Source organism: Mucilaginibacter mallensis, from assembly GCF_900105165.1.
In the GTDB taxonomy this organism is placed as follows: Bacteria; Bacteroidota; Bacteroidia; order Sphingobacteriales; family Sphingobacteriaceae; genus Mucilaginibacter; species Mucilaginibacter mallensis.
The window spans coordinates 4,437,985-4,460,468 of record NZ_LT629740.1 but is presented as its reverse complement, the minus strand read 5'-3'; the positions used below and the strand labels follow the sequence as shown (position 1 = coordinate 4,460,468).

Sequence of the window (22,484 nt, the reverse complement as noted above, 5' to 3'; positions counted from 1 at the left end):
CAATCCATATGTTGTAACAATATGGATGATTTTTTTCACAGATTAAATAATAAGTGGATTATTTAAAATCATCTTTCTATATTGCTAAATCAATTAATCTCCTTTTATACCTAAAATGAAAAAAATAATTTTAATGCTTGTCGCCATCCACTTTTGTTTGGTTTGCCAGGCACAACTAAAGGTGCAGTCTCTTTTAACAGAAGACCTGCATAATCCTATCAGCGTTGATGCTACCACACCCAGGTTTAGCTGGCAAATTACTGCGGATAAGCGCAACGTAATGCAAACAGCCTATGAAATTAAGGTTGGCAGTAGCGGCAGTAATGCAAGTGTGAAGGATGTTTTATGGGACAGTGGTAAAATACCGTCAGATGAATCGGTTTACATCCCTTATAAAGGAAGTGAACTGAAAAGCGGGAAGAGATACTTTTGGCAGATTAAAGTATGGGACAATACAGGTAAGGCATCAGGTTGGAGCGAGGTGGCTTACTGGCAAATGGGATTACTTAGCCCGACCGATTGGCAGGCCAAATGGATAACGCCGGGTTTTGAGGAAAGTATTGAGCAGCCAAGTCCGCTGTTTCGTAAAGAATTTCATCTTACAAAAAAAATACGGTCGGCCATAGCTTATATAACTGCGCATGGTTTGTATGAGGCCCGCATAAACGGACAAAGGGTAGGGGATGCCTATTTAACCCCCGGCTGGACGAGCTATAACAAACGCCTGCAATACCAGGCTTATGATGTTACCGGGTTATTACAAGAGGGCAATAATGCCGTTGGCGCGGTATTGGGCAGCGGCTGGTATCGTGGTCATGTGGGTTACGACCCAACACCTAATTTATATGGTAAGGATATAGCATTGCTGTTTCAGATGAAGATCACTTATACTGATGGCTCTACGGAAACAGTAGTGTCTGACGATAGCTGGAAGTCATCAACCGGTGGCATCCGTAACTCAGAGATCTATTACGGTGAAACCATTGATGCCCGTAAGGAGCAGGCAGGCTGGTCGACGGCATCGTTTGATGATAAAGGCTGGTCGGGCGTTAAAATAGGCGATTTTGATAAGAGCGTATTGATAGCTACCCAAAATGAGCCTGTAAAACAGCATGAGGTGTTTAAACCTGTAAGGATATTTAAAACCCCTAAAGGCGAGCAGGTGATAGATTTTGGGCAGAATATGGTTGGCTGGGTGAAATTTAAAGTAATAGGTAAAGCTGGCGATACCATAAGATTATCACATGCCGAAGTACTGGATAAGCCGGGCGATTTTTATACCGCAAACCTACGCAGCGCCAGGTCACAGGATATGTATGTGCTGAATGGGAAAGGCGAAGAAACCTTTGAACCGCATTTTACCTGGCATGGCTTCAGGTATGTAAAGGTGGAAGGATATCCGGGTGAGTTAAAGCCAGAGGATTTTACAGCTATTACGCTTTATTCGGATATGAAGGTGATGGGAACATTCACCTGTTCAAACCCGATGATCAACCAGCTGCAGCATAATATACAATGGGGACAAAAAGGAAATTTTTTAGATGTGCCAACGGATTGCCCGCAGCGTGATGAGCGTTTAGGCTGGACCGGCGACGCGCAGGTATTTTCGCGCACGGCATCATATAATATGAACGTACATAACTTTTTTGCCAAATGGCTTAAGGATGTTGCGGCAGATCAGTACAGCAGCGGCAGTGTACCCCATGTTATACCCGATGTTATTAAAAGAAAAGGCAGCGAACCAGGCGGAAGTACAGGCTGGGCGGATGTATCAACCATTGTACCCTGGAATATGTATTTGGCCTATGGCGATAAACGAATACTGCAAGACCAGTACAGCAGTATGAAAAAATGGGTTGATTATATGCAAAGCAAAAGCAAGCATAACCTGTGGAACACCGGTGATCATTTTGGCGATTGGCTGTTTTACAGCGTAAATGATGATAATGATGGCGAATCGGCAATTACCAGTAAATATTTGATAGCGCAGTGCTTTTATGCCTACTCAACCACCTTGTTGATAAATGCGGCACAGGTATTGGGCAAAACTGATGATATTACTTATTACACTGAGCTGTTGGCTAAAATTAAGAAAGCCTATTTAAAAGAATATGTAACACCGAACGGACTTATCTCATCAGATACGCAAACCGCATATGTGCTGGCCCTGCAATTTGATATGCTGCCCGAAGATTTGCGGCAACAAGCGGCTGAGCGGTTAGCGAAGAACATAAAAGGATATGGGAATCACTTAACTACCGGCTTTTTAGGCACACCTTACATTTGCCATGTGCTTAGCAGGTTTGGTTATACCGATGTTGCTTACAAACTTTTATTGCAGGATACTTATCCTTCATGGTTATACCCGGTTAAGATGGGCGCAACCACGATTTGGGAAAGATGGGATGGTATAAGGCCCGATGGCTCATTCGAGGCAGTATCCATGAACTCGTTTAACCATTATTCATACGGCGCAATCGGCGATTGGATGTATAGAGTTGTTGCAGGTATTGATACTAAAGCGGATGGTCCGGGCTATAAGCAAATTGTTATAAAACCGAATCCGGGTGGCGGTTTTACCTATGTCTCGGCTGATTATGAGACCAATTATGGTAAAGTAAGCTCGCACTGGAAGATTGATGGCGACAATTTTCTGTTGGATGTTGAAGTGCCCGCTAATACTACAGCAACGGTTTATATCCCAACAAAAGATAGCAATACGCTAATGGAAGGTGGTAAGCCAGTAAGCGGAGCTGGCGATATTAAAGTGGTAGGACCTGAGGGCGGTTATGTGGTAGTGACTGTAGGTTCAGGGGTTTACCACTTTAGTGATGCTCGATAATATGATTGACTTGTCATTCTGAACGTAGTGAAGAACCTGTCCGCCATGCATAAACGCGTGCTAAGATTCTTCACTACGTTCAGAATGACAATTTAAAATCATTACACCTTATCAATCCTGATCCACTTCATTCCTGCAGCTTCGGCGGCTAGGGTGCCAGCTTCACCATCTTCAAAAACGAGGCAATGTTCAGGGGCAACGCCAAGCTTTTCGGCAGCGGCTAAAAATGGGTCGGGGTAGGGTTTGCCGTGCGCGGTTTCGCCAGCGCAAACCAGGGTGTCGGGAATATCGGCTATGCCCAATACACTGAGTGTTTTTTCAACAGTTTCACGTACCCCGCCTGATACTATGCCTATTTTTACTTTACCGGCATGTGCCTTTAAGTGGTTTACCACATACTCAATAGGTTGGGTTTGCTCAATAAATTCATTAAAGAATATGCGCTCCCTTTGCTCGGCAAAAGTATGCGGGTCGAAAGAGCTGTTATAACGTTTGTTTATTTCTTCTACAACCCTTACAACCGGCCATCCGGCCAGTTCATCAACTAGGGTAGCATCTATCAATACACCATCATCGGCAGCTACACGTACATAGGTTTTTTTGTGCATGCCCATGTTATCGGCCAATGTGCCATCGCAATCATATAAAAAAGCCTGGAAATCCCCGGCTGCCAGCTTGGTAAGTGATTGATATTTTTGTTCAGTGGTTGTCATGCGGGCAAAGGTCTGAAAAAAGATTGTTTTATACTTAAATGTGTTGTCATTTCGACCGGAGGGAGAAATCTTCTGCGGTTAGCATTATGTGAATGCTGGTCGAAGAAGATTTCTCCTCGTACCTCGTTCGAAATGACAATTTTTAAATTAATAACTATTCACCAATATTGCCTGCAATACTTCGGTGGCGTTTTTGCATTTATTGGTAGTGGTTTCCAGCGAATGCAGTATTTCGCGGTATTTTATGAGGTTGATAGCGTCTTTCTCGTTAGCGAACAGGTTGGCCAGGGAGTTGTAATAGATCTGGTCCGACTGGTGTTCATAATCTTTTATTTGCTTGCATGAGGCTAATACTTCGCTTTGCTTATTGCTCCGTAACAGGTTTACCGATCTTTCGATCTCTATACTGGCGCTTAATATGATATTGGCGATCTCTTTTATGGCAGGTACAAACTCCACAATATGATACAGGTACATGCGTTCGCTAGCTTCATGTATATAATCGGCAACATCATCAATGGCTGATGCCAGGGTATGTATGTCTTTACGGTTTAGCGGGGTAAAAACTACTTTATCAAGTGCCAGGTAAATTTTATGGGTGATGTCATCGCCAATGTTTTCAAGCCGGTCTATCTGTTTAAAAACCACCTCACGTTCCGTTGCATCGTTAGTATTTACTGCATTTACCAGCAGCTGAGCCATTTCAACCGCATTTTTAGCCGCCTGATCAAATAAATTAAAAAACTGAGCCCCGTTTAAAAAATAGTTCTGGAAAAAGCTGCTCATGTACCTTATATTATTAAGAGCGCTAAATTAAGTCCCGTTTGTTAAGCACACATTAAGCAAATATTATGCTATGTTAATTCTGTATGAAGAAATTGTAAATCATTAACAATGGTTATAATGTGCTTGTAGTCAGTGTTGTAAAGTGTATTTTATTAATTTCAAAGCGCTGTATTTTAACTTATAGTATGTCTTTTTTATTGACTTAATATTTAAATAACATTACCAAATGTTAATCAATCCTTAATATTAAGGTAACCTTGCCGCCGCACCTTTGAAGAAATTAATTAAGATTATCACGACATGAAAAAAACGTTTACGAAACTTAGTACTGCTTTATTAACAGGATTGTTAATTACAGGCTTTACTGTTAATGCGCAAACAACAACCTATGCATCGGTTGAAACTTTGCATAAAAAAGAAGTTGCTAAAAAAGATTCAGCAGCTACAGCAAATGCGAGCCTTAAAAACACTGCTACTGTTGCAGCAGTAAAAGCAGACGATGCAGTTGATACCGCATGGCACCCACAAAGAAGATTATGGGGTTATGCATTCGGCGATGCTTATTATGTACAACATGCTCCACCGCTTACTTCAGCGCAAGGTAAAGAAAACAACTATTATCAAACACCAACCGGCAGAAATGCTTTCCAGTTCCGTCGTATTTATTTAGGTTACGATTACGATATCAACAAGAAGTTCAAAGCAGAAGTGTTATTGGCAGCTGAGCCAAATGAAAACACTGCTCCTACTACAGCAACTTCATCTGTTGTTAACGGTGATAACCTTGCTGACGGCAGAATGTCATTCTACATCAAAAATTTTAACTTACGTGTTAGAGAAGTTTGGAATGGTACTGACTTCGTGATTGGTGAAATGAGCACACCTGGTTTCGCATTAAACGAGTCTGGTACAAACGCCCCAACTTCACTATCGGAAGCAACCTGGAGCTACCGTTCAGTTGAAAGAACCATCACCGATTTTCATAAAAATAACTCTTATGACGTAGGTGCAGCTTTACAAGGTACTTTTGATCCTAAAACTAAAAACTATGGTTATGTATTCATGATCGGTGATAACACCCAATCAAACTTAACTACTGTTTACAACCCTAACAGTACTGTTAGCCCTACAAACCCTAACCCAAACACTGGTTTCTTTAAAATATTCTACGGTGACCTTTGGGCTAAATTCCTTGACAAGAAATTGTACGTAGACTTATATGCAGATTACGCACAAACTTCATCTTCTGTAGCAAGTGCAGCTGTTGCGTCAGGTACTATCGATCCACAAGAACACAACATGTTCAAAATTTTCGTAGCGTATAACGCTAAACCATTTACTATAGGTGTTGAAGCTTATACTCAAAAACTGAAAAATGCAATGATCAATACTGCAGATAAAACAGTTGATGATGCAACAGTAAATGCTATTTCAGTTTGGATCCGTGGTATGATCGTTAAGGACAAATGGAGCTACTTTGCCCGTTACGATAACTACAATCCTGATACTAAATTTAATAATGCTGCTACTTATTCAGTTAACTCTAACGGTTACAGTTCATTTGATCCAACTACCAAAGAACAATTTGTTACAGCTGGTATAGATTATACTCCTGCTAAAAACATCCACTTTATGCCAAACGTTTGGTTCACACAGTACAAAACTCAGTATGACCCAACTCATACAGGTTATGTACCAGATAATCACACATTGGTTTACAGAATGACTTTCTTCTACACATTCGGTAAATAATAAAAGCAAACAAATAATAAAAAATAACAGATCATGAAAGTAATGAAAAGTTTAAAGTTAGCGGTTGTTGCATTAGCAGCATCATGTATGACAATGGCAGCTTCGGCACAGGATAACACCTTATTAGGTGCCGGTAGCACATTTGTTTACCCGCTTTTTTCAAAAATGTTTTCTCAGTATACAGCCTCTAAGGTTAACTACCAATCAATCGGATCAGGTGGTGGTATATTGCAGTTAACAAACAAAACAGTTGATTTTGGTGATTCAGATGCCCCCTTGAATGCTGATCAAACAGCCAAAATGAGTGCCCCGGTTCTGCATATCCCAATGACCTCAGGTGCAGTTGTAGTAACATACAACATCCCTGGTGTAAGTGCTGCTTTAAACCTTACTGGTAAGGATCTGGCTGACATCTATCTTGGTAAAATCACTAGCTGGAATGCTGCTGAAATTAAAGCTACCAACAAAGGTGTTAATTTACCTGAGCTTCCAATTGTAGTTATTCACCGTTCTGACGGTAGCGGTACTTCATTCATCTTTACCGATTACTTAACTAAAGTTAACCCTGATTGGGCTAAAAAAGTAGGTAAAGCAAGTGCTGTTAACTGGCCAGCTGGTTTAGGTGGCAAAGGTAGCGAAGGCGTTGCAGGTTTGGTTAAACAAACTCCGGGCGCTATAGGTTATGTTGAGTTAGCTTATGCTAAGCAAAACAAAATGCCTTTTGCTAACATCCAAAACAAAAGCGGTAAATTTATCACTCCTGAAATTGCAGCAACAACTTTAGCTAGCAACGTGGCTATCCCTGCGGATACTAAAGTATCAATCACTGATACTGATAACCCTAAAGGTTACCCAATTGCCAGCTTTACCTGGGCTCTAATTTACAAAGAGCAAAACTATAATAGCCGCTCAAAAGAAAGAGCTACTGCATTGGTTAAATTGTTATGGTGGAATATTCACCAGGGACAAGCTTTTTGCGAGCCTTTAACCTACGCACCGCTTTCAAAAGCTGCTGTTAAAGCTGCTGAAGCAGTATTGAAATCAGCTACTTACGACGGTAAAGCAATTTTATAATTATTGAATTATTGATTGAGTGATTTAGTGAATCGCTTGTCTATAATCATAAATATCATTCATACTGATAAAACATCAATTACCAGCAGACTAAAAGTTTGCTGGTAATTGTTTTGTATACGAAACCCAAAATTCTGTGGAAAATAAAAGATTAAACCTCTCTAACAGTCAGCTTAAATGGGAAACCATATTTAGGAAGATATTGATAGCGATGAGTGTTTTGCTGGTGCTTATTATATTAGGCGTGCTGGCTACACTTATTTTGGAGTCATTGCCATCAATTAAAGCATTAGGCATAGGATTTTTATGGGGAAAGGTATGGGATCCGGTAAGTAATATTTACGGTGCCTATCCATTTTTAGTAGGTACCCTGCTTACATCATTTATCGCGCTGATTATTTCAATACCATTTTCATACGCTATTTCCATTTACCTGGGCGAGTATAACCCTAAGGGCTGGTTATCTGATCTGTTGAAAAATGCTATAGAACTGATAGCTGCAGTACCATCTATCATTTATGGTTTTTGGGGATTGTTTGTATTGGTACCTGTTATGCGCACTTTCGAAATGAAAATAGGCGTAGCCCCTTATGGTATTGGTGTATTTACTTCATCAATTATTCTGGCTGTGATGATCATCCCTTATGCTGCATCATTAGGTATAACCCTTATCCGCATGGTGCCATCGCCATTAAAAGAAGGTGCTTATGCATTGGGTGCAACCCGTTTTGAGGTTATAAAAAGCGTAATTATGCCTTACACCCGCTCCGGTTTATTTGCCGGTGTATTGTTATCATTAGGCAGGGCTTTGGGCGAAACCATGGCGGTTACCATGCTTATTGGTAATACCAGTGCAGTGGCCGATAGTATTAAGAACGCCATTTTTGGTCCGGGTAATACCATGGCCAGCGTTATTGCAAATGAGTTTACCGAAGCTGATCATACCGAATATCTGTCGGCACTGATTGAATTGGGTTTGGTGCTGTTTTTTGTAACGGTTGTAATTAACCTGATAGGTAAGAGGATCATCACAAAATTCACTAACAATTAATCACTCATGGAAGCAAAAATAGGATTCAGAAATACCAAGAGCGTAATTTTTAAGGGGATAATTGTGTTTTTTGCCTTTATAATGGTGGTGCCTTTAATAATTATACTGTTGTATATTATTAAGCAGGGCATATTCCAGGTTAACTGGCACTTTTTAACAAACGTACCTGCGCCCGTTGGCGAACCCGGTGGTGGTATAGCCAATGCATTGGTAGGTAGTTTCATTATGGTTTTAATGTCGGCAATAGTTGCTATACCGGTTGGGATGGCAGCAGGCATTTATTTGAGTGAAAACCCACGTACCAAGCTGGCTTATTACAGCGGTTTATGTGTTGATATATTACAAGGCGTACCATCAATTGTAGTTGGTATTGTGGTTTACTTTTGGATAGTGAAGCCGCTGGGCACATTTTCGGCTATATCGGGTAGTATTGCTTTAGCTATCATGATGCTGCCTATCGTAATCCGGTCGACAGAGCAAACCTTAAAGTTATTGCCCGATTCATTAAAGGAAGCGGCCCTTTCATTAGGCGTACCTTACCACAGGGTGATACTAAAGGTAATTGTGCCTTGCGGTTTCGCGGGGATATTATCGGGTATCACGCTGTCAATAGCACGTGTTATTGGCGAAACAGCGCCATTGCTGTTTACCGCGTTTGGTAACCCATACCTGTCAGCCTCCATTACTAAACCAATGGAAAGCTTACCACACCTTATATTCACCTATGCCACCAGCCCTTATGACGACTGGCACAACCTGGCATGGGGTGCATCATTTATATTATTAATGTTCGTTTTAATATTAAACATAGTCACAAAAGTGATAACAAGAAAATGGAAAGTACAATTGTAAAAGCTGAAAATTACAACTCTTATTTTGGTGATAACCATGTTGTAAAAGATGTAAACATCAGCATCAATAAAAATGAGGTTATTGCTGTTATGGGCCCTTCGGGCTGCGGTAAAACAACATTTTTGCGCGGTATAAACCGTATGCACGAATTAATACCAAACGCAACCTCAAAAGGTAAGATATTGCTTGATGGCGAAAATGTTTATGACATGAACGCTATTTATGTAAGATCGAAAATAGGCATGGTGTTTCAGCGCCCTAACCCTTTCCCAAATCTGAGCATTTATGAAAATGTGATTGCCGGTTATTTGCTAAATGGTATTAAAATATCAAAGGCTGATAAGGATGTAATTGTAGAAAAATCATTAACCAGCGCCGCTTTGTGGAAAGAAGTTAAGGATTCATTACATAAAAAAGGTACCTTTCTATCGGGCGGACAACAACAGCGTTTGTGTATTGCGCGCGCTATTGCCATGCAGCCTGAACTGATCTTGTTTGATGAGCCAACATCAGCGCTTGATCCTATATCCACCTCAAGTGTTGAAGCCCTGTTTCATGAGCTGAAAGCAAATTATACGCTTATTATTGTAACACATAATATGCAGCAGGCAGCACGTGTAAGCGACAGGACAGCGTTCTTTTATATGGGCGAACTAGTTGAGTTTGATGATACCAAACAAATGTTCACCAACCCGGCCGATCAGCGTACACAAAATTATATAACAGGAAGATTTAGTTAAGCCCCCCAACCCCCTAAAGGGGGAGTAATCAAGGAGGCTTTAAATCATTTTTGAAAAAATAATAATATAAATTAACTTAAAAAATTCCTCCTTTAGGGGGTTAGGGGGCTAAGATATGACACCATTAGAAAACGAAATAACCGCGCTTAAAAAAGAATTGATCAGTATGTGGATACTGGTACAGTCGCAATTAAACAAGGCCAAGGATGCCATGCTACAGTTTGATAAGGATTTGGCGCGTGAGGTTTTGGTTAAAGAAAAAAGGGTAAACTCATTTGAGCTGAAGATTGACAGGGACTGCGAGAATATTTTTGCATTACATTGCCCGGTTGCTATTGATCTGCGCTTTTTATTAGCAGCATTAAAAATAAACACCAACCTTGAGCGTATTGGCGATATTGCGGCCAGTATTGCAAAATATGTGGTTGATTCGTCGGTAAATTTTGACCTGGCTGCTATGGAAAGCACCTCGATGATACGTATGTATGAGGAAGCGGTAAATATATTAATTGATACCCGTACAGCATTTGAAAAAGAAGATACCGTACTTGCACGCAGTATTTTTAAACGCGATGATGTACTGGATGCTATTAATGATAACGCAGCAGCTACCGTTGCTGAAGTAATTAAAGGTAATATCGAAAGCATGCCTGAGGCACTTTACATACTTTCTATCATACGTAAATTGGAGCGTGTAGGCGATCAGTCGAAAAATATTGCTGAAGAAATTATCTTTTATGTAGAGGCTAAAATATTAAAACACTACCAGAGCAGCCACTCAGGCACTGGTGATGATGAAATAATTTAATTTACTGAAAACCACCTGGTTAAATACTACGTAATTGAGTATGCAATAATTGGTTGGTTTAAGTTTGATAAAAAAGGCGGGCATTTTGATGGCCGCCTTTTTTGTTATTGAAATACCATATTAAAATTTGATATTTATGGTATGAAACAATACCCCTCATTCTCAAAAGGGTTAAATGGCTGTTACATTATTCTTATGCTAATGGCATTTGGTTGTAATAGTAATAATGCAGGCTTGCAGGCACAGGTTGATAATTTATCCCATCAAACACAAAAAAGCTATAAGCCGGGATTAGGGGAGTTTATGCTGGGAATACAGGTACACCATGCAAAACTATGGTTTGCAGGTAAAAACCAGAACTGGAAGCTGGCTACTTTTGAACTGGGCGAAATACAGGAATCAGTTGATGACATTAAGCTATACTGTACCGACAGGCCCGAAATAAAATCATTACCTATGCTGTACCCTGCTCTTGACAGTTTAACCCAGGCTGTTAAGTTAAAAAGCTTAAAGCAGTTTCAAACGGCCTTTATTGGTTTAACTAAAACCTGCAATAGCTGCCACGAAACTACACATCACGAGTTTAACGTAATTAAGATACCCGATACACCACCATTCAGCAATCAGGATTTTAAGGCTAAATAATAACTCTTATTGATACAAGCGCCTTTTCAGCCAAAAGGCAACATTAACCAGTGCAATTAACGCCGGGACTTCAACCAGCGGCCCGATTACACCTACAAATGCCTCGCCGCTGTTAATGCCGAAAACACCAATGGCTACAGCAATGGCCAGTTCGAAATTATTACCTGCAGCAGTAAAGGCTATGGCAGTATTTTGTGAGTAATCAGCACCCATAAATCGGCCTAAAAAGAAACTGGACAAGAACATGATAACGAAGTAAATGACCAGCGGTAATGCAATACGTAATACATCAAAGGGGATCTGCACTATTAGCCTGCCTTTTAAACTAAACATTACCACAATTGTAAACAGCAGCGCGATTAAGGTGATAGGCGATATAAATGGTATGAACTTTTTCAGGAACCATTCCTTTCCCTTTATGCTGATTAAAACATACCGGCTTATAATACCGGCCGCAAATGGAATGCCCAGGTAAATAGCTACTGATTTTGCTATAGCTGCAATAGTAATATTTATAACTAAACCTTTAAAGCCAAATACGGGCAATAGCAGGGTAATAAAAAGGTAAGCATAAATACTATAAAGTAATACCTGGAAAATGCTGTTAATGGCGACTAATCCGGCGGCGTATTCACGATTACCATCGGCAAGCTCGTTCCATACTATTACCATAGCAATACAGCGGGCAAGGCCTATCAATATTAAGCCGATCATATACTGCGGATAGTTATGCAGGAAGATGATAGCCAGCGCAAACATGAGCAAAGGCCCAATTACCCAATTGAGCAGGAGGGATGCGCCCAATATCTTTTTATTGCTGAACACTTTGCCAACGCTTTCGTAATTTACTTTCGCTAATGGTGGGTACAGCATTAGTATTAACCCGATAGCCAAAGGGATATTGGTAGTACCGCTTGAATAGGAATTGATAAACGCCGGAGCCGATGGTATAAAATAGCCCAGCGCTATGCCCGTGGCCATCGCCAGGAAAATCCAAAGGGTGAGGTATCGATCCAAAAAAGAAAGACTTTTACGTTGGGCAGGGTTACAGTTATTTGCGCTCATGGGCTTATGATAAATGCTCGTTGATGAAATCCTCTGAATATATTTTTATCATCTCTCTAACCTTTCTAAATTCATCCATCACCTCATCAGCGCTGCCGCTTGCCTTGGCTGGATCAGGGAAATTGTAATGGAAGCGCTGGGCATTGGTTGGGAAATATGGGCAATTCTCTTTGGCATTATCGCATACGGTTATCACATAATCAAAGGGGATATTCATGTATTCATCCACATTGTTGGAGGTGTGTTTGGATATATCAATACCATCCTCCGCCATTACCTGTATGGCTTTGGGGTTTACGCCATGCGTTTCAATGCCCGCGCTATAAATTCGGGCTTTATTGCCTGCAAAGTATCTTAAATAGCCCTCGGCTATCTGGCTGCGGCAGCTGTTGCCGGTGCATAGTACTAATATATTTTTCATTTTATGTGTGCTTTGTTATCGTAGAAACCCCTCCCTGCCATTGCTGTGCCTTACGCGCCCCTCCCAGGGGAGGGAATGTAAAAAAAAATGTTTAGCAGCAGCCGGAACCCGGTGTGCAGCATGATGTTGCAGCCAGGTTTTTTAGTTCGATCTTTGGTTTTTCAGCAGGTGCGCAGCATTCTTCTCCGCTTGCTGTTGTACCGCAGCTACCACCACGATTAATAGCTTTGCACTGTACCGCATCAGGCATCAGGTCAATAATTAAATCTTCACCATCAATTATAATTTCATTGGGGAACATTTGGCGGGTATCAAATGCAGAATTGCCGAACTCTATTTTAACTGTTGCTGTTTTATCCAACGGTAATACTTTTTCTACAATATCAATTATTGATAAGGCCTTTTTAACTTTCATGGCCCGTAATTGCTGTTCGTTTTCCGGTTCCCAAAGCTGTACGATTATCTCCGTCCATTTATTCAACACGCCGCCGCAATCAACAGAGGTTATGGGGGCCTGTTTAATTTCGGTAATATGATAAGAGGCATCAACTCTTTTGTTTTCTGCATATTGAAATTGCAGGTCCAAACCGGGGTTTTGAAGCAACTTTTCTTTGAATGTTTGCCAGTTTATTGTTTCTGTGGTAGTCATAACTCTATTATTTAATTGCAATATTACGATTGATGTAATCAATTTTTTTTAACAACAGCTACCGGGATCTTTATATGAATTAAAGAATAGTCCCAGCTCTTTATTTAGGAGTGCCCATGCTTTCGGTTCAATACAATAGCAAACACTTACACCCTCAATAGTACCTTGTATCAGCCCGGCATTTTTTAACTCTTTTAAATGCTGTGATATGGTGGCCTGTGCCAAACCTAGTTCCTCCACCAGATCGCCGCAGATACAGGCATTTGCATTGATGATCTGCTGTAGAATGGCAATACGGGCGGGGTGCGCCATTGCTTTCAGCATAATGGCAAGCCTGTTTTGCTCGTCGGTGAATATTTCGGTTTTTGTAAGTCCCATAATTATATCGTAATATTACGATTGATTAATGGGATTTGCAAATTTATTTTTTTATACTTTTTTATATTTTTTATCAGTCAATTGTCTGAACTGGAATTTTATGAATTTTTCGAATGAACAGAATTCCATAAATTCCTTAATTCTTTAAATTCGAGTTCTGATATTTTGGGCGTTGTCTGCGGCCGGGCTGTACGCTCATACTGCACGGGCATTAGCCACGGGCCGGTATCCGCTGCCATCCCTAACGCTGAGCTTCAACGCGCTTCGCCGACTCACCCGGCCTTCGCTAAGTCGCTCGACCACCCTCTCTGCGGCAAGCCGCAAAGAGGGTAGGGGAAAAGAAAATATCCTGGCCCTCTTTGTGCGCAGCAAAGAGAGGGCTATCCAGCGGAGCGTAGATCGGGTGAGTCAACCGGAGCGTGTTATATTACCGATCATTCATTCTGTTCTAATCAACCCCAATAAGAACATTTATGTCAAAATAACAAATAACACCCGGCCGGTTAACTTTATACTCCTATTTTTGCCCGCATAAATATTTGGCATGAATAACTCATTAAACAATAAATTCGACAGTATAATTTTTGATCTGGATGGTACACTTTGGGATAGTACCGCTAATGTAGCCGTGGCCTGGCAGGCGGCTAAAAACGAGGTAGATTATATTGATCTGGATTTTACGCAGGAAACTATACGTTCTATAACAGGTATGACCTATAAGGCCATATTTGAAAAGTTATTGCCCCTGGTAAGCGATGAGCAGCGTAATGCTTTCAAAAGTATAGCCGGTGTAAAAGAGATTGAGATATTACAGCGTAACGGTGGCCATCTTTACCCTCAACTGGAAGAAACGCTGGCATACCTGGTAGCTAAATACAAGTTGTTTGTAGTGAGTAATTGCCAGAACGATTACATCGAAACATTTTTGGAGTTTAGCCAGTTGGGGCATTATTTTTCGGGACATCAGTGTTATGGGACCAAAAGCCGGCCTAAAGCAGAGAATATAAAAGACATAGTGAACGATCACCAACTTACTGCCCCGGTTTATGTGGGCGATACTATGGGCGATTATGAGTCGAGTACAAAAGCAGGTGTACCTTTTATTTTCGCATCTTATGGTTTTGGGGTTGTTGAAACCGGGCAGATAGCTACAATAAATACACTTTCTGATCTGGTTGAACTGCTTTAAATCTTTATTTAGAGATTAGAGGCTGGAGATCAGAGATTAGTGAAGTTTGGATATAAACTAATCACTATTATCAGGCCGTCAGATTTTCCATAACAAGTATGGCGGCGCCCACCAGCTCGGCATCAAACCCGAGTTCTGATATCAGCAGTTCGGTACTGGCAGCCAGGCGGGGGATACAATATTTATTAAGCGCCTGCTGTATAGGCGCCAGTAAAAATTTACCTACAATGGCACCCCTGCCGCTTAAAACTATGCTGGCGGGGTTCATGATGTGTATGAGTATGGCCAAGCCCTTGCCAATTTTATAACCGGCGTCAGTTAGTAGTTCAATAGCAAACTGATCGCCATTGGCGGCGGCATCCATTATGGCATCACCCACTAGTTTGGGGTGTTCTTCTTCAAAATACTTAAGGCTTGATACCCGGCCTTCTTTTACGCCCTGAATAGCTTTTTTCACTACTACAAGCAGAGATGCTTCGGCCTCGAGACAACCACGCTTACCGCATACACAAAGTGTGTTATCATCTGATAACGGGATATGACTAAACTCACCCGCGAAACCATTATGGCCGCGGTAAATTTCATCATTAACAATCATCCCGAGGCCAATACCCCAGCCCAGGTTTATCACCATTACATCTCTTTGATTTTTGGCTATACCAAAGCGTTGTTCGGCTAAGGCTATAAGGCTTGAGTCGTTATCAATATAGGTGGCTACGCCGGTTTCCAGGGTAATCAGTTGGGTTAGGCTCTGGCCGCCGGCATCAAGGTAGGTGTAGTTAATACCGTCGTTTACATTAACAAACCCCGGCATGCCTATGCCTATACCTGCGTACTTATCGCGCGGGATGCCAACATTGTCAATGTAGTCGTTAATTTGCTCAAGTAATTGTGTTAGCGCGTTTGGGTTATCCAGCAGCCTCATCTCAAATATGACCATATCCGCTGCCGGCTTATTTAGTAGATCAACCAGTTGAATGCGCGTACTAAACTGGTCCATAGCCACAGTGAGCATGTACATGGCATCCGCTTTTATGGAATAAACAAGCGGCCTTCGCCCACCGCTTGATCGTGCATAACCATCTTCAATAACCAGGCCTTCTTCAATCAGCTCGTTAATGGCTTTTGATGTGGAGGGAAGACTTTTATCTAGTATCTCGCTTAATTCCGCACATGATTGCCCTTTGTCAAAATACAGGTGTTTAATTATAGCGCTTTTTAACGGAGTACTTTTCACACCTTGGTTTTTATTATTTAATAGCACAGCTTTACAGAAACAGGAAAGAGATAGTTTTCAATTGATGGTGGATAAAAATATGAATAAATAACAAAATCAAAGTATTTTATTGTGCTTTTTAATCCCCCGGAAAACTTTTGTAATTTAGGGATGTATCATTAAGGTGATAGCGTTATCGAGCAGAAAAAATTACCTGTATGAACAATAAGCTGGCTTTTAGTTTCGGGGTAGTAATTATGTTGGTGATCATCAATGCAATGGCCTATGCGCAGTCGGCTGCTGATGATATTTGCGGCAGGTGGGTATCAGATGAAAAAAACCTGATAGTAGAGGTTTGCAGGGTCAATAATGAGTACCAGGCAAAAATAATTTGGTTTGATGCCGGTAGTGATAAGCTGATGCATGAATGGGTTGATAAGAACAACCCGGATAAAGCACTGCAAAATCGTAAAATACTGGGCATGAGTGTGCTGCGTAACCTCGTTTATATGCCAAAGAGTAATTCCTGGGAAGAAGGTATGATATATGATGCCAAGCACGGCCGGGAATGGAATGCATCGGCCTATATTGATAAACAGGGCGCACTGAAACTAAAAGGATACTGGCATTTTAAGTTTATAGGCCGCACCATGACCTTTACACGCACTAAAGATCTGGCAGTACTTAAATAAAAACAGCGCCCTGCAAAAAGCAAGAGCGCTGTTATAAATTAATATAATAGCTGATTATTTAGCTGCGCCAAATTCACCATCGGCTTTGATAGTTATTTCATCGCTGATCATAGCATCAGGATATGAAGCGGCTAAATTAAAGTCGGTACGTTTTACAATGCCGGTTAACTGGAAACCTGCATCATTAGCTTTGCTCATTGGGTTAACAATAGTACCACGGTACCAAAGGTCCATGGTGACTGCTTTAGTAACACCATGCATGGTAAGGTTACCGGTTAGCTTGTAATGGTTAGGTTTTGTTTTGGTAATACCTGTGCTTACAAAAGTAAGGGTTGGGTTAACAGCTGCATTAAAGAACTTGTCAGACTTAAGATCAGCATCACGCATATCATTATCTGTGTTGATAGATGCTACGTTAGCTGTAAGGTTGAATTTAGCATCGCTGAAATCGGCTTTTGTAGTGGTGATGGTAACATCAAAATCTTTAAAGTTACCGTCAACATCAGATACAGATAAGTGTGTTACGGTAAATTTCAGGCTTGAGTGCATTTTGTCAAGCTTCCAGGTGCCTTGAGCGAATAAAGCCGTTTGCATAGTTACAAAGGCTAAAAGAATGATAATTTTTTTCATTGCGGGTTATTTATTTAAAATATTTAAGACAAAGATAGTGATAGGATTGAAATTGTTTGTTTAAACATCTAATTTCAATGTCAAAATAAATAATGCAATAAAAAAGGCGTTTATCAGCAAATTTTAGCTGATAAGCAAAATTCCATTTTTATGATATTAAGCCAATGCTGTAGGCTCAGATTCTGCCAGAGAGTTTTCTGTTGCCATTATTCCTGCCGAGCAAAGGGCGATGCATATTAATAAGGTTACATCAACAATAATATGCTCTGCAGGTATGGATGAGAATGAGATGTGGAAGCCATCGGCTAAATCAGGAATCAAAGTTCCTATAAGCGGGAATAACGCGAAAATGCGGAAGATTAATAACTCTTTCATGGGAATAGGATTTGAGTTTTAAAACTTATAAGAATAAAATTAAGCAATATTTTCTTTTAATGCAAATTCTTGTTCATTTTGTTCAGTATTTAATAAAGAATTACGAAAATGGTTAAAAATATATTAATTATTAGGGTAAAATTTGCAAATTGATTGTTAAAAACACCACTTTATGTTATCAATAAAATTAATTAGGTTTGGCTCTTAACTGACTTTATATAAAAAACTGTTTATGCGATTTAAAAAACCTCTTAATTTACTATTAAAGGAAGCAGCGGAAACAGGCGAAGGAACATTAAAACGAACGTTAGGACCGGGTAATCTTGTTGCATTAGGAATAGGTGCAATTATTGGAGCCGGCTTATTTGTACGTACAGCCGCCGCCGCTGCCGACCATTCAGGCCCTGCCGTTACCCTGGCATTTATACTTGCAGCTATAGGCTGTGGACTTGCCGGTTTATGTTATGCCGAATTTGCCGCCATGATACCGATTGCGGGGAGTGCCTATACCTACTCATACGCCACAATGGGCGAAATGGTAGCCTGGATAATTGGCTGGGACCTTGTGCTTGAATATGCCGTTGGGGCCGCCACTGTATCCATAGCGTGGTCTGAATACCTCAATAAATTATTAGAAAATTTTGGAGTTGATATACCCTATCAATTTTGCCATTCGCCATTTCAATCGTCATTACAAGGTGTGCATGGCATCATAAATATCCCAGCCTTATTTATTATAGTAGTGCTTTCATTGGTGCTTATACGTGGCACACAGGAGTCTGCAACATTAAATGGAATTATTGTAGTAGTTAAAGTTGCTATAGTTGTACTGTTTATAGCTATAGGGTGGAATTACATGAAACCTATTAACCATACACCATATATCCCTGTAAATACCGGCGAAGTAGCCATGTTCCATGGTCAAAAAAGCTTTCTGGATTTCTTTACACACGATTTTGGGAAGTTTGGCTGGTCGGGTATCGTTAGTGCCGCGGGTGTGGTTTTCTTTGCCTTTATAGGTTTTGATGCGGTATCAACCGCTGCGCAGGAAGCAAAGAACCCTAAAAGGGATATGCCTATAGGTATTTTGGTTTCATTAGCTATATGTACGTTATTATATGTATTATTTGGCCATGTGCTTACAGGCGTAGCTAATTATAAAGAATTTGCAGGCGCAGGTAAAGAGGCATCGGTAGCTTATACTATTGATACTTATATGCAGAGCTATCACTGGTTATCAATACTTGTTACAGTGGCTATACTTTTCGGATTCTCATCTGTAATATTGGTGATGCTTTTAGGGCAGTCGCGGGTGTTTTTCTCTATGTCGAAAGATGGTTTGGTGCCGCCTGTATTTTCAGCAGTACACCCTAAATTTAAAACGCCATACAAATCAAACCTCATATTTTTAGTGTTTGTGGGGCTTTTCGCGGCGTTTGTGCCGGGCGATATAGTTGGCGATATGACGAGTATAGGAACATTATTTGCCTTTATGCTGGTTTGTATCGGTGTTATCATCCTCAGAAAATCTGATCCTGATACGCCACGCCCGTTCAGAACCCCATGGGTTCCGTTTGTGCCTATATTAGGCGCTATAGTTTGTTTGTTGATGATGGTTGGTTTAGGTGAATTTAACTGGTTGCGTTTAATCATATGGATGGCAATTGGTTTTGTTGTTTACTTTACCTACAGTAAAAAACACTCGCTGATAAGAAAAGGGATAGTTAGTGTCCCGAAAGATCCCGAGCCGCCAATGGCTTAAGAAAATAATTTACAAGGCGCTGAGAGATCAGCGCCTTTTTTGTTTACTTATTATTCTCATCTTTGTAAATAATTTTAACAACCTGAATTGAAAACGCCATGCATCCGTTAATTTTCAAAGAAATCCTTTCCGTTACAATGATCCTCTTCGCGATCATTGATATACTGGGCGCTATACCCGTAATTATTGAAATGCGCCAGCGTGTTGGGCATATCCAATCGGAAAAGGCAAGTATTGCGGTACTGGTATTAATGATTGTTTTTTTATTTGTGGGCGATAAGCTGCTGGATGTTATCGGGTTGGATGTATCCTCATTTGCTATAGCGGGCTCGCTGGTTATATTTATTATAGCTATGGAAATGATATTGGGTATACGTCTTTTTAAAGAGGAAATGCCCGAAACGGTATCCATAGTTCCCATCGCCTTCCCGCTTATTGCCGGGGCTGGCACCATGACCACTTTGTTATCCCTTAAAACACAATATCAAACTCAGAATATTTTGGTAGGGATTGTATTGAATACCATGTTTGTTTACCTGGTGCTTAAAAATGTACAATGGCTGGAGAAGCTTTTGGGTAAAACTGGATTAGGTATTTTGCGTAAGGCTTTTGGTATTATTTTATTGGCGATAGCTATTAAGTTGTTCAGGAGTAATACGCATTTGTAAGAGAAGTAGTTCATTCCTCTCCCCGCGCGTCATTACGAGGTACGAAGACAACCGACCGGAGGGAGCTCATTAATACCATTGAAAACAAACACAGCATTAATAATCCCCGACTGTACAGAGCGGTTATGCATATGCGTTTGCTTGTCGCTCGAAGCCGCTCATTGCCGCGGAGGCTACTACTTTTGTCTTGATACAAAAGGTAGCAAAAAATCAAGTTAGTAAATTAGGCTTCTTTGCCGCACAAGGCCTCTGTGCTGCAAATCCGGCAAAACCTGGGCTGGAATCTTTTTGCGACCATATTGCGCACACTGGCCCATGCGCTGCAAAAATTTCCTATGCCCTGCCACGCGCAAGGCCACCATCGTTTTGCCTGATTTCACCCGAAGCTGTTCTACTGACGGGGAGCCTCACCTAAATGGCGCAGCCCTCATGAATACCATTAAAAACAATTATTTTACTTGGAGCGTTTCAAAAAGTGTGTAAAGGCTCGACAAAAAGCGCGGGCCTGGGTGTTTTGCCCGTGGGCGGAAGGATCTTTTTGTCTTGATTTTTTGTTTCTTTTGTATCAAGACAAAAGAAATAGGCCTTAGCGGCTATGAGCGACACCACGAGATAAGTAAATACGAGTACAAGCGGTCTTGCATAGTCGGGGATTGCTTCGTACCTCGCAATGACGCTTGGAGAAGTACGGGAGAATGGCCAAGCAATTCTAATACTCTGCCAGCACCACAATATTATCACTCAAACCCTCAATCTTCTCTTTCCCGTTTAAAAATCCTAAGCCAATAACAAAACTAAATCCACTAATAATACCACCTAGTTCAATGATCAATTCACTTGCAGCGGTAACAGTACCGCCTGTAGCCAGCAAATCATCATGAATTAAAACATACTGACCAGGTTCAATGGCATCGGTATGCATTTCAATGGTGGCAGTGCCATATTCCAGTTCGTAAACTTTTTGTTTGATAGCATAGGGCAGTTTACCAGCTTTACGCACGGGTACAAAGGGTACACCCAGCTTTATAGCCAGCATCAGCCCAAATAAAAACCCGCGACTTTCAATGCCCGCTATCACATCTATTTTGGTATCGGCCAGTTTTTCGGCAAAGGCATCAACAATACCCTGACATAAGGATGGGTCTTTTAAAATAGGGGTAATGTCCTTAAATATTATGCCCAGCTTCGGGAAATCCGGTATATCGCGTACAGCCGCTTTAATTTGGTCTGCTATCATTTAAAACTTAAATAAGGCTCAATTTTATGCAAAATTTCCGGGGTTATAATGGCAATATTCTCCATATTACTTACTGATGTATAATTGCCATGCTGCACGCGGTATTGTATAACCGCATTTGCCTGTTTATAAGTAAGGTAAGGGAATTGCCTTAACGATTCAAATGAAATACTGTTGATCTTTAATTTAGTTACCGCCGCAGAGTTAAGGGTAAGCTGGTCCGCGATCTCCGCGTATTTTACAGAATCAACTCCATAAACATCTTTTAGTTGTTCCTTTTGGTAAAAGCCACCCAGTCTGTCGCGGTAGCGGATAATACGCATGGCGAATGATGGACCTATGCCCCGCACCTCGGTGAGCTGGGCAGAATCGGCAGTATTTACCTCTACTGTTGCGCCGGGTTTTAATTTGGTCGATGCATATTCCTCCTTTTGCGGGATATCGATATAAGGTTCCAGTCGTTTATAATCATCGGGCGTAATGCCGTATATTTTTTGCAGATCTGTATTGCGGTAAAAGTGGCCGCCTTTTGAGGTATAGTTTATGATGATCTTAATTTGATGCTCACTTAGGCCCAGTTGTTTCCATTGCGCAGCAGTTAAATTATTAGGGTTGAAATCGAATAACACCGGGTTTGCAATCTTTTCATCAGAAGGTGTTTTGTATGCAGATGAATCAGATTGAGCTTTGCTTAACAGGGCCGCCGCCTTGTTAAAATCTGTTTCGTTAATTTTTGTGCTATCTTTGCGGACGAATTGATATGCGTAGGGGAGTAATAACACCAATGCAATTAAAATAACCAGCACAACCATTCCGTTCCATTCTTTTTTGGTGACAGACAGGTAATTTTTTATGTGCGATTTCATTAAAGACTTTAATACAAGGGTAAATTAAATAAATTTGGTAATATTTATAGCCAGATAAAACAATCTTTTAATA

At 40.8% G+C, this 22,484-nt stretch carries 23 protein-coding genes; 12 read left to right on the top strand and 11 right to left on the bottom strand.

Annotated features, from left to right (window positions below; all coding sequences use genetic code 11):
• Positions 1 to 115 precede the first annotated feature (115 nt).
• Positions 116 to 2,842: a glycoside hydrolase family 78 protein gene (locus BLU33_RS17950; RefSeq protein ID WP_091376191.1), complete on the top strand. Its 2,727-nt coding sequence runs from the start codon at positions 116 to 118 to the stop codon at positions 2,840 to 2,842.
• Positions 2,843 to 2,943: 101 nt separating this feature from the next.
• Here the strand turns inward: BLU33_RS17950 and BLU33_RS17945 are convergent, their stop codons facing one another.
• Together BLU33_RS17945 and BLU33_RS17940 are read right to left on the bottom strand one after the other, a co-directional pair.
• Positions 2,944 to 3,555, bottom strand: a complete 612-nt coding sequence (locus BLU33_RS17945; RefSeq protein WP_091376188.1) for an HAD family hydrolase — start codon at positions 3,553 to 3,555, stop codon at positions 2,944 to 2,946.
• Between the two features lie 147 nt (positions 3,556 to 3,702).
• Complete coding sequence (locus tag BLU33_RS17940; RefSeq protein WP_091376185.1) at positions 3,703 to 4,341, bottom strand: DUF47 domain-containing protein; 639 nt, start codon at positions 4,339 to 4,341, stop codon at positions 3,703 to 3,705.
• A 300-nt stretch (positions 4,342 to 4,641) separates the two neighbouring features.
• Here BLU33_RS17940 and BLU33_RS17935 point away from each other — a divergent pair, with 300 nt between their 5' ends.
• From BLU33_RS17935 to BLU33_RS17905, 7 genes are all read left to right on the top strand, one after another.
• Entirely contained in the window at positions 4,642 to 6,093 is a 1,452-nt protein-coding gene (locus BLU33_RS17935; RefSeq protein ID WP_091376179.1) for a hypothetical protein, read from the top strand.
• Between the two features lie 33 nt (positions 6,094 to 6,126).
• Entirely contained in the window at positions 6,127 to 7,167 is a 1,041-nt protein-coding gene (gene pstS, locus BLU33_RS17930) for a phosphate ABC transporter substrate-binding protein PstS (protein ID WP_091376176.1), read from the top strand.
• Between the two features lie 136 nt (positions 7,168 to 7,303).
• Entirely contained in the window at positions 7,304 to 8,218 is a 915-nt protein-coding gene (gene pstC, locus BLU33_RS17925) for a phosphate ABC transporter permease subunit PstC (RefSeq protein WP_197684519.1), read from the top strand.
• Between the two features lie 6 nt (positions 8,219 to 8,224).
• The gene (pstA, locus tag BLU33_RS17920; protein WP_091376173.1) at positions 8,225 to 9,070 is read left to right on the top strand and encodes a phosphate ABC transporter permease PstA; all 846 of its coding nucleotides are present in this window, start codon (positions 8,225 to 8,227) and stop codon (positions 9,068 to 9,070) included.
• Positions 9,052 to 9,810 (top strand): phosphate ABC transporter ATP-binding protein PstB, encoded by a 759-nt coding sequence (pstB, locus tag BLU33_RS17915; protein ID WP_091376169.1) that lies wholly within the window; start codon positions 9,052 to 9,054, stop codon positions 9,808 to 9,810. The genes pstA and pstB overlap by 19 nt, the downstream gene beginning before the upstream one ends.
• A 115-nt stretch (positions 9,811 to 9,925) precedes the next feature.
• Positions 9,926 to 10,618 carry a phosphate signaling complex protein PhoU gene (gene phoU / locus BLU33_RS17910; protein WP_091376166.1) on the top strand — a complete coding sequence of 231 codons (693 nt, stop codon included), beginning with the start codon at positions 9,926 to 9,928 and terminating at the stop codon, positions 10,616 to 10,618.
• A 141-nt stretch (positions 10,619 to 10,759) separates the two neighbouring features.
• Positions 10,760 to 11,263: a hypothetical protein gene (locus BLU33_RS17905; protein WP_197684518.1), complete on the top strand. Its 504-nt coding sequence runs from the start codon at positions 10,760 to 10,762 to the stop codon at positions 11,261 to 11,263.
• A 6-nt stretch (positions 11,264 to 11,269) separates the two neighbouring features.
• On the opposite strand, the gene arsB is transcribed toward BLU33_RS17905, so the two are convergent.
• The 4 genes from arsB to BLU33_RS17885 form a co-directional block, all read right to left on the bottom strand.
• On the bottom strand, positions 11,270 to 12,328 hold the full coding sequence (arsB, locus tag BLU33_RS17900; protein ID WP_091376163.1) for an ACR3 family arsenite efflux transporter: 1,059 nt from the start codon (positions 12,326 to 12,328) through the stop codon (positions 11,270 to 11,272).
• A 4-nt stretch (positions 12,329 to 12,332) separates the two neighbouring features.
• A complete protein-coding gene (locus BLU33_RS17895; protein ID WP_091376160.1) occupies positions 12,333 to 12,749 on the bottom strand; it encodes an arsenate reductase ArsC in 417 nt (138 codons plus the stop codon).
• Positions 12,750 to 12,840: 91 nt separating this feature from the next.
• Entirely contained in the window at positions 12,841 to 13,398 is a 558-nt protein-coding gene (locus BLU33_RS17890; protein WP_091376156.1) for a DUF6428 family protein, read from the bottom strand.
• A gap of 48 nt (positions 13,399 to 13,446) precedes the next feature.
• On the bottom strand, positions 13,447 to 13,776 hold the full coding sequence (locus tag BLU33_RS17885; RefSeq protein WP_091376153.1) for an ArsR/SmtB family transcription factor: 330 nt from the start codon (positions 13,774 to 13,776) through the stop codon (positions 13,447 to 13,449).
• A 544-nt stretch (positions 13,777 to 14,320) separates the two neighbouring features.
• Between BLU33_RS17885 and BLU33_RS17880 the strand changes: the two genes are divergently transcribed.
• Complete coding sequence (locus BLU33_RS17880; RefSeq protein ID WP_091376150.1) at positions 14,321 to 14,965, top strand: HAD family hydrolase; 645 nt, start codon at positions 14,321 to 14,323, stop codon at positions 14,963 to 14,965.
• A gap of 70 nt (positions 14,966 to 15,035) precedes the next feature.
• On the opposite strand, the gene BLU33_RS17875 is transcribed toward BLU33_RS17880, so the two are convergent.
• A complete protein-coding gene (locus BLU33_RS17875; protein WP_172829263.1) occupies positions 15,036 to 16,202 on the bottom strand; it encodes an ROK family transcriptional regulator in 1,167 nt (388 codons plus the stop codon).
• A gap of 197 nt (positions 16,203 to 16,399) precedes the next feature.
• Between BLU33_RS17875 and BLU33_RS17870 the strand changes: the two genes are divergently transcribed.
• Positions 16,400 to 16,873 carry a DUF2147 domain-containing protein gene (locus BLU33_RS17870; RefSeq protein ID WP_091376145.1) on the top strand — a complete coding sequence of 158 codons (474 nt, stop codon included), beginning with the start codon at positions 16,400 to 16,402 and terminating at the stop codon, positions 16,871 to 16,873.
• 54 nt (positions 16,874 to 16,927) lie between these two features.
• Here the strand turns inward: BLU33_RS17870 and BLU33_RS17865 are convergent, their stop codons facing one another.
• A complete protein-coding gene (locus BLU33_RS17865) occupies positions 16,928 to 17,503 on the bottom strand; it encodes a YceI family protein (protein ID WP_091376142.1) in 576 nt (191 codons plus the stop codon).
• Positions 17,504 to 17,659: 156 nt separating this feature from the next.
• Entirely contained in the window at positions 17,660 to 17,878 is a 219-nt protein-coding gene (locus BLU33_RS17860) for a hypothetical protein (RefSeq protein ID WP_091376139.1), read from the bottom strand.
• Positions 17,879 to 18,110: 232 nt separating this feature from the next.
• Here BLU33_RS17860 and BLU33_RS17855 point away from each other — a divergent pair, with 232 nt between their 5' ends.
• Positions 18,111 to 19,640 (top strand): amino acid permease, encoded by a 1,530-nt coding sequence (locus BLU33_RS17855; protein WP_091376135.1) that lies wholly within the window; start codon positions 18,111 to 18,113, stop codon positions 19,638 to 19,640.
• Between the two features lie 98 nt (positions 19,641 to 19,738).
• On the top strand, positions 19,739 to 20,308 hold the full coding sequence (locus BLU33_RS17850; RefSeq protein WP_091376132.1) for a MarC family protein: 570 nt from the start codon (positions 19,739 to 19,741) through the stop codon (positions 20,306 to 20,308).
• A 709-nt stretch (positions 20,309 to 21,017) separates the two neighbouring features.
• On the opposite strand, the gene BLU33_RS17845 is transcribed toward BLU33_RS17850, so the two are convergent.
• Positions 21,018 to 21,545: an adenine phosphoribosyltransferase gene (locus tag BLU33_RS17845; RefSeq protein WP_091376130.1), complete on the bottom strand. Its 528-nt coding sequence runs from the start codon at positions 21,543 to 21,545 to the stop codon at positions 21,018 to 21,020.
• Positions 21,542 to 22,411, bottom strand: a complete 870-nt coding sequence (locus tag BLU33_RS17840; protein ID WP_091376128.1) for a ComEA family DNA-binding protein — start codon at positions 22,409 to 22,411, stop codon at positions 21,542 to 21,544. Before BLU33_RS17840 ends, BLU33_RS17845 begins: the two co-directional genes overlap by 4 nt.
• Positions 22,412 to 22,484 lie beyond the last annotated feature (73 nt).

What these genes read in the sequence shown, in the direction of transcription:
- arsB (WP_091376163.1), bottom strand. Translation starts at nt 12,328, where the DNA reads ATGAGCGCAAATAACTGTAACCCTGCCCAACGTAAAAGTCTTTCTTTT.
- pstS (WP_091376176.1), top strand. Translation starts at nt 6,127, where the DNA reads ATGAAAGTAATGAAAAGTTTAAAGTTAGCGGTTGTTGCATTAGCAGCA.
- BLU33_RS17840 (WP_091376128.1), bottom strand. Translation starts at nt 22,411, where the DNA reads ATGAAATCGCACATAAAAAATTACCTGTCTGTCACCAAAAAAGAATGG.
- BLU33_RS17860 (WP_091376139.1), bottom strand. Translation starts at nt 17,878, where the DNA reads ATGAAAGAGTTATTAATCTTCCGCATTTTCGCGTTATTCCCGCTTATA.
- BLU33_RS17885 (WP_091376153.1), bottom strand. Translation starts at nt 13,776, where the DNA reads ATGGGACTTACAAAAACCGAAATATTCACCGACGAGCAAAACAGGCTT.
- BLU33_RS17940 (WP_091376185.1), bottom strand. Translation starts at nt 4,341, where the DNA reads ATGAGCAGCTTTTTCCAGAACTATTTTTTAAACGGGGCTCAGTTTTTT.
- BLU33_RS17865 (WP_091376142.1), bottom strand. Translation starts at nt 17,503, where the DNA reads ATGAAAAAAATTATCATTCTTTTAGCCTTTGTAACTATGCAAACGGCT.
- phoU (WP_091376166.1), top strand. Translation starts at nt 9,926, where the DNA reads ATGACACCATTAGAAAACGAAATAACCGCGCTTAAAAAAGAATTGATC.
- BLU33_RS17880 (WP_091376150.1), top strand. Translation starts at nt 14,321, where the DNA reads ATGAATAACTCATTAAACAATAAATTCGACAGTATAATTTTTGATCTG.
- BLU33_RS17890 (WP_091376156.1), bottom strand. Translation starts at nt 13,398, where the DNA reads ATGACTACCACAGAAACAATAAACTGGCAAACATTCAAAGAAAAGTTG.
- BLU33_RS17845 (WP_091376130.1), bottom strand. Translation starts at nt 21,545, where the DNA reads ATGATAGCAGACCAAATTAAAGCGGCTGTACGCGATATACCGGATTTC.
- pstB (WP_091376169.1), top strand. Translation starts at nt 9,052, where the DNA reads ATGGAAAGTACAATTGTAAAAGCTGAAAATTACAACTCTTATTTTGGT.
- BLU33_RS17950 (WP_091376191.1), top strand. Translation starts at nt 116, where the DNA reads ATGAAAAAAATAATTTTAATGCTTGTCGCCATCCACTTTTGTTTGGTT.
- BLU33_RS17870 (WP_091376145.1), top strand. Translation starts at nt 16,400, where the DNA reads ATGAACAATAAGCTGGCTTTTAGTTTCGGGGTAGTAATTATGTTGGTG.
- BLU33_RS17895 (WP_091376160.1), bottom strand. Translation starts at nt 12,749, where the DNA reads ATGAAAAATATATTAGTACTATGCACCGGCAACAGCTGCCGCAGCCAG.
- pstA (WP_091376173.1), top strand. Translation starts at nt 8,225, where the DNA reads ATGGAAGCAAAAATAGGATTCAGAAATACCAAGAGCGTAATTTTTAAG.
- BLU33_RS17855 (WP_091376135.1), top strand. Translation starts at nt 18,111, where the DNA reads ATGCGATTTAAAAAACCTCTTAATTTACTATTAAAGGAAGCAGCGGAA.
- BLU33_RS17850 (WP_091376132.1), top strand. Translation starts at nt 19,739, where the DNA reads ATGCATCCGTTAATTTTCAAAGAAATCCTTTCCGTTACAATGATCCTC.
- BLU33_RS17935 (WP_091376179.1), top strand. Translation starts at nt 4,642, where the DNA reads ATGAAAAAAACGTTTACGAAACTTAGTACTGCTTTATTAACAGGATTG.
- BLU33_RS17945 (WP_091376188.1), bottom strand. Translation starts at nt 3,555, where the DNA reads ATGACAACCACTGAACAAAAATATCAATCACTTACCAAGCTGGCAGCC.
- BLU33_RS17905 (WP_197684518.1), top strand. Translation starts at nt 10,760, where the DNA reads ATGAAACAATACCCCTCATTCTCAAAAGGGTTAAATGGCTGTTACATT.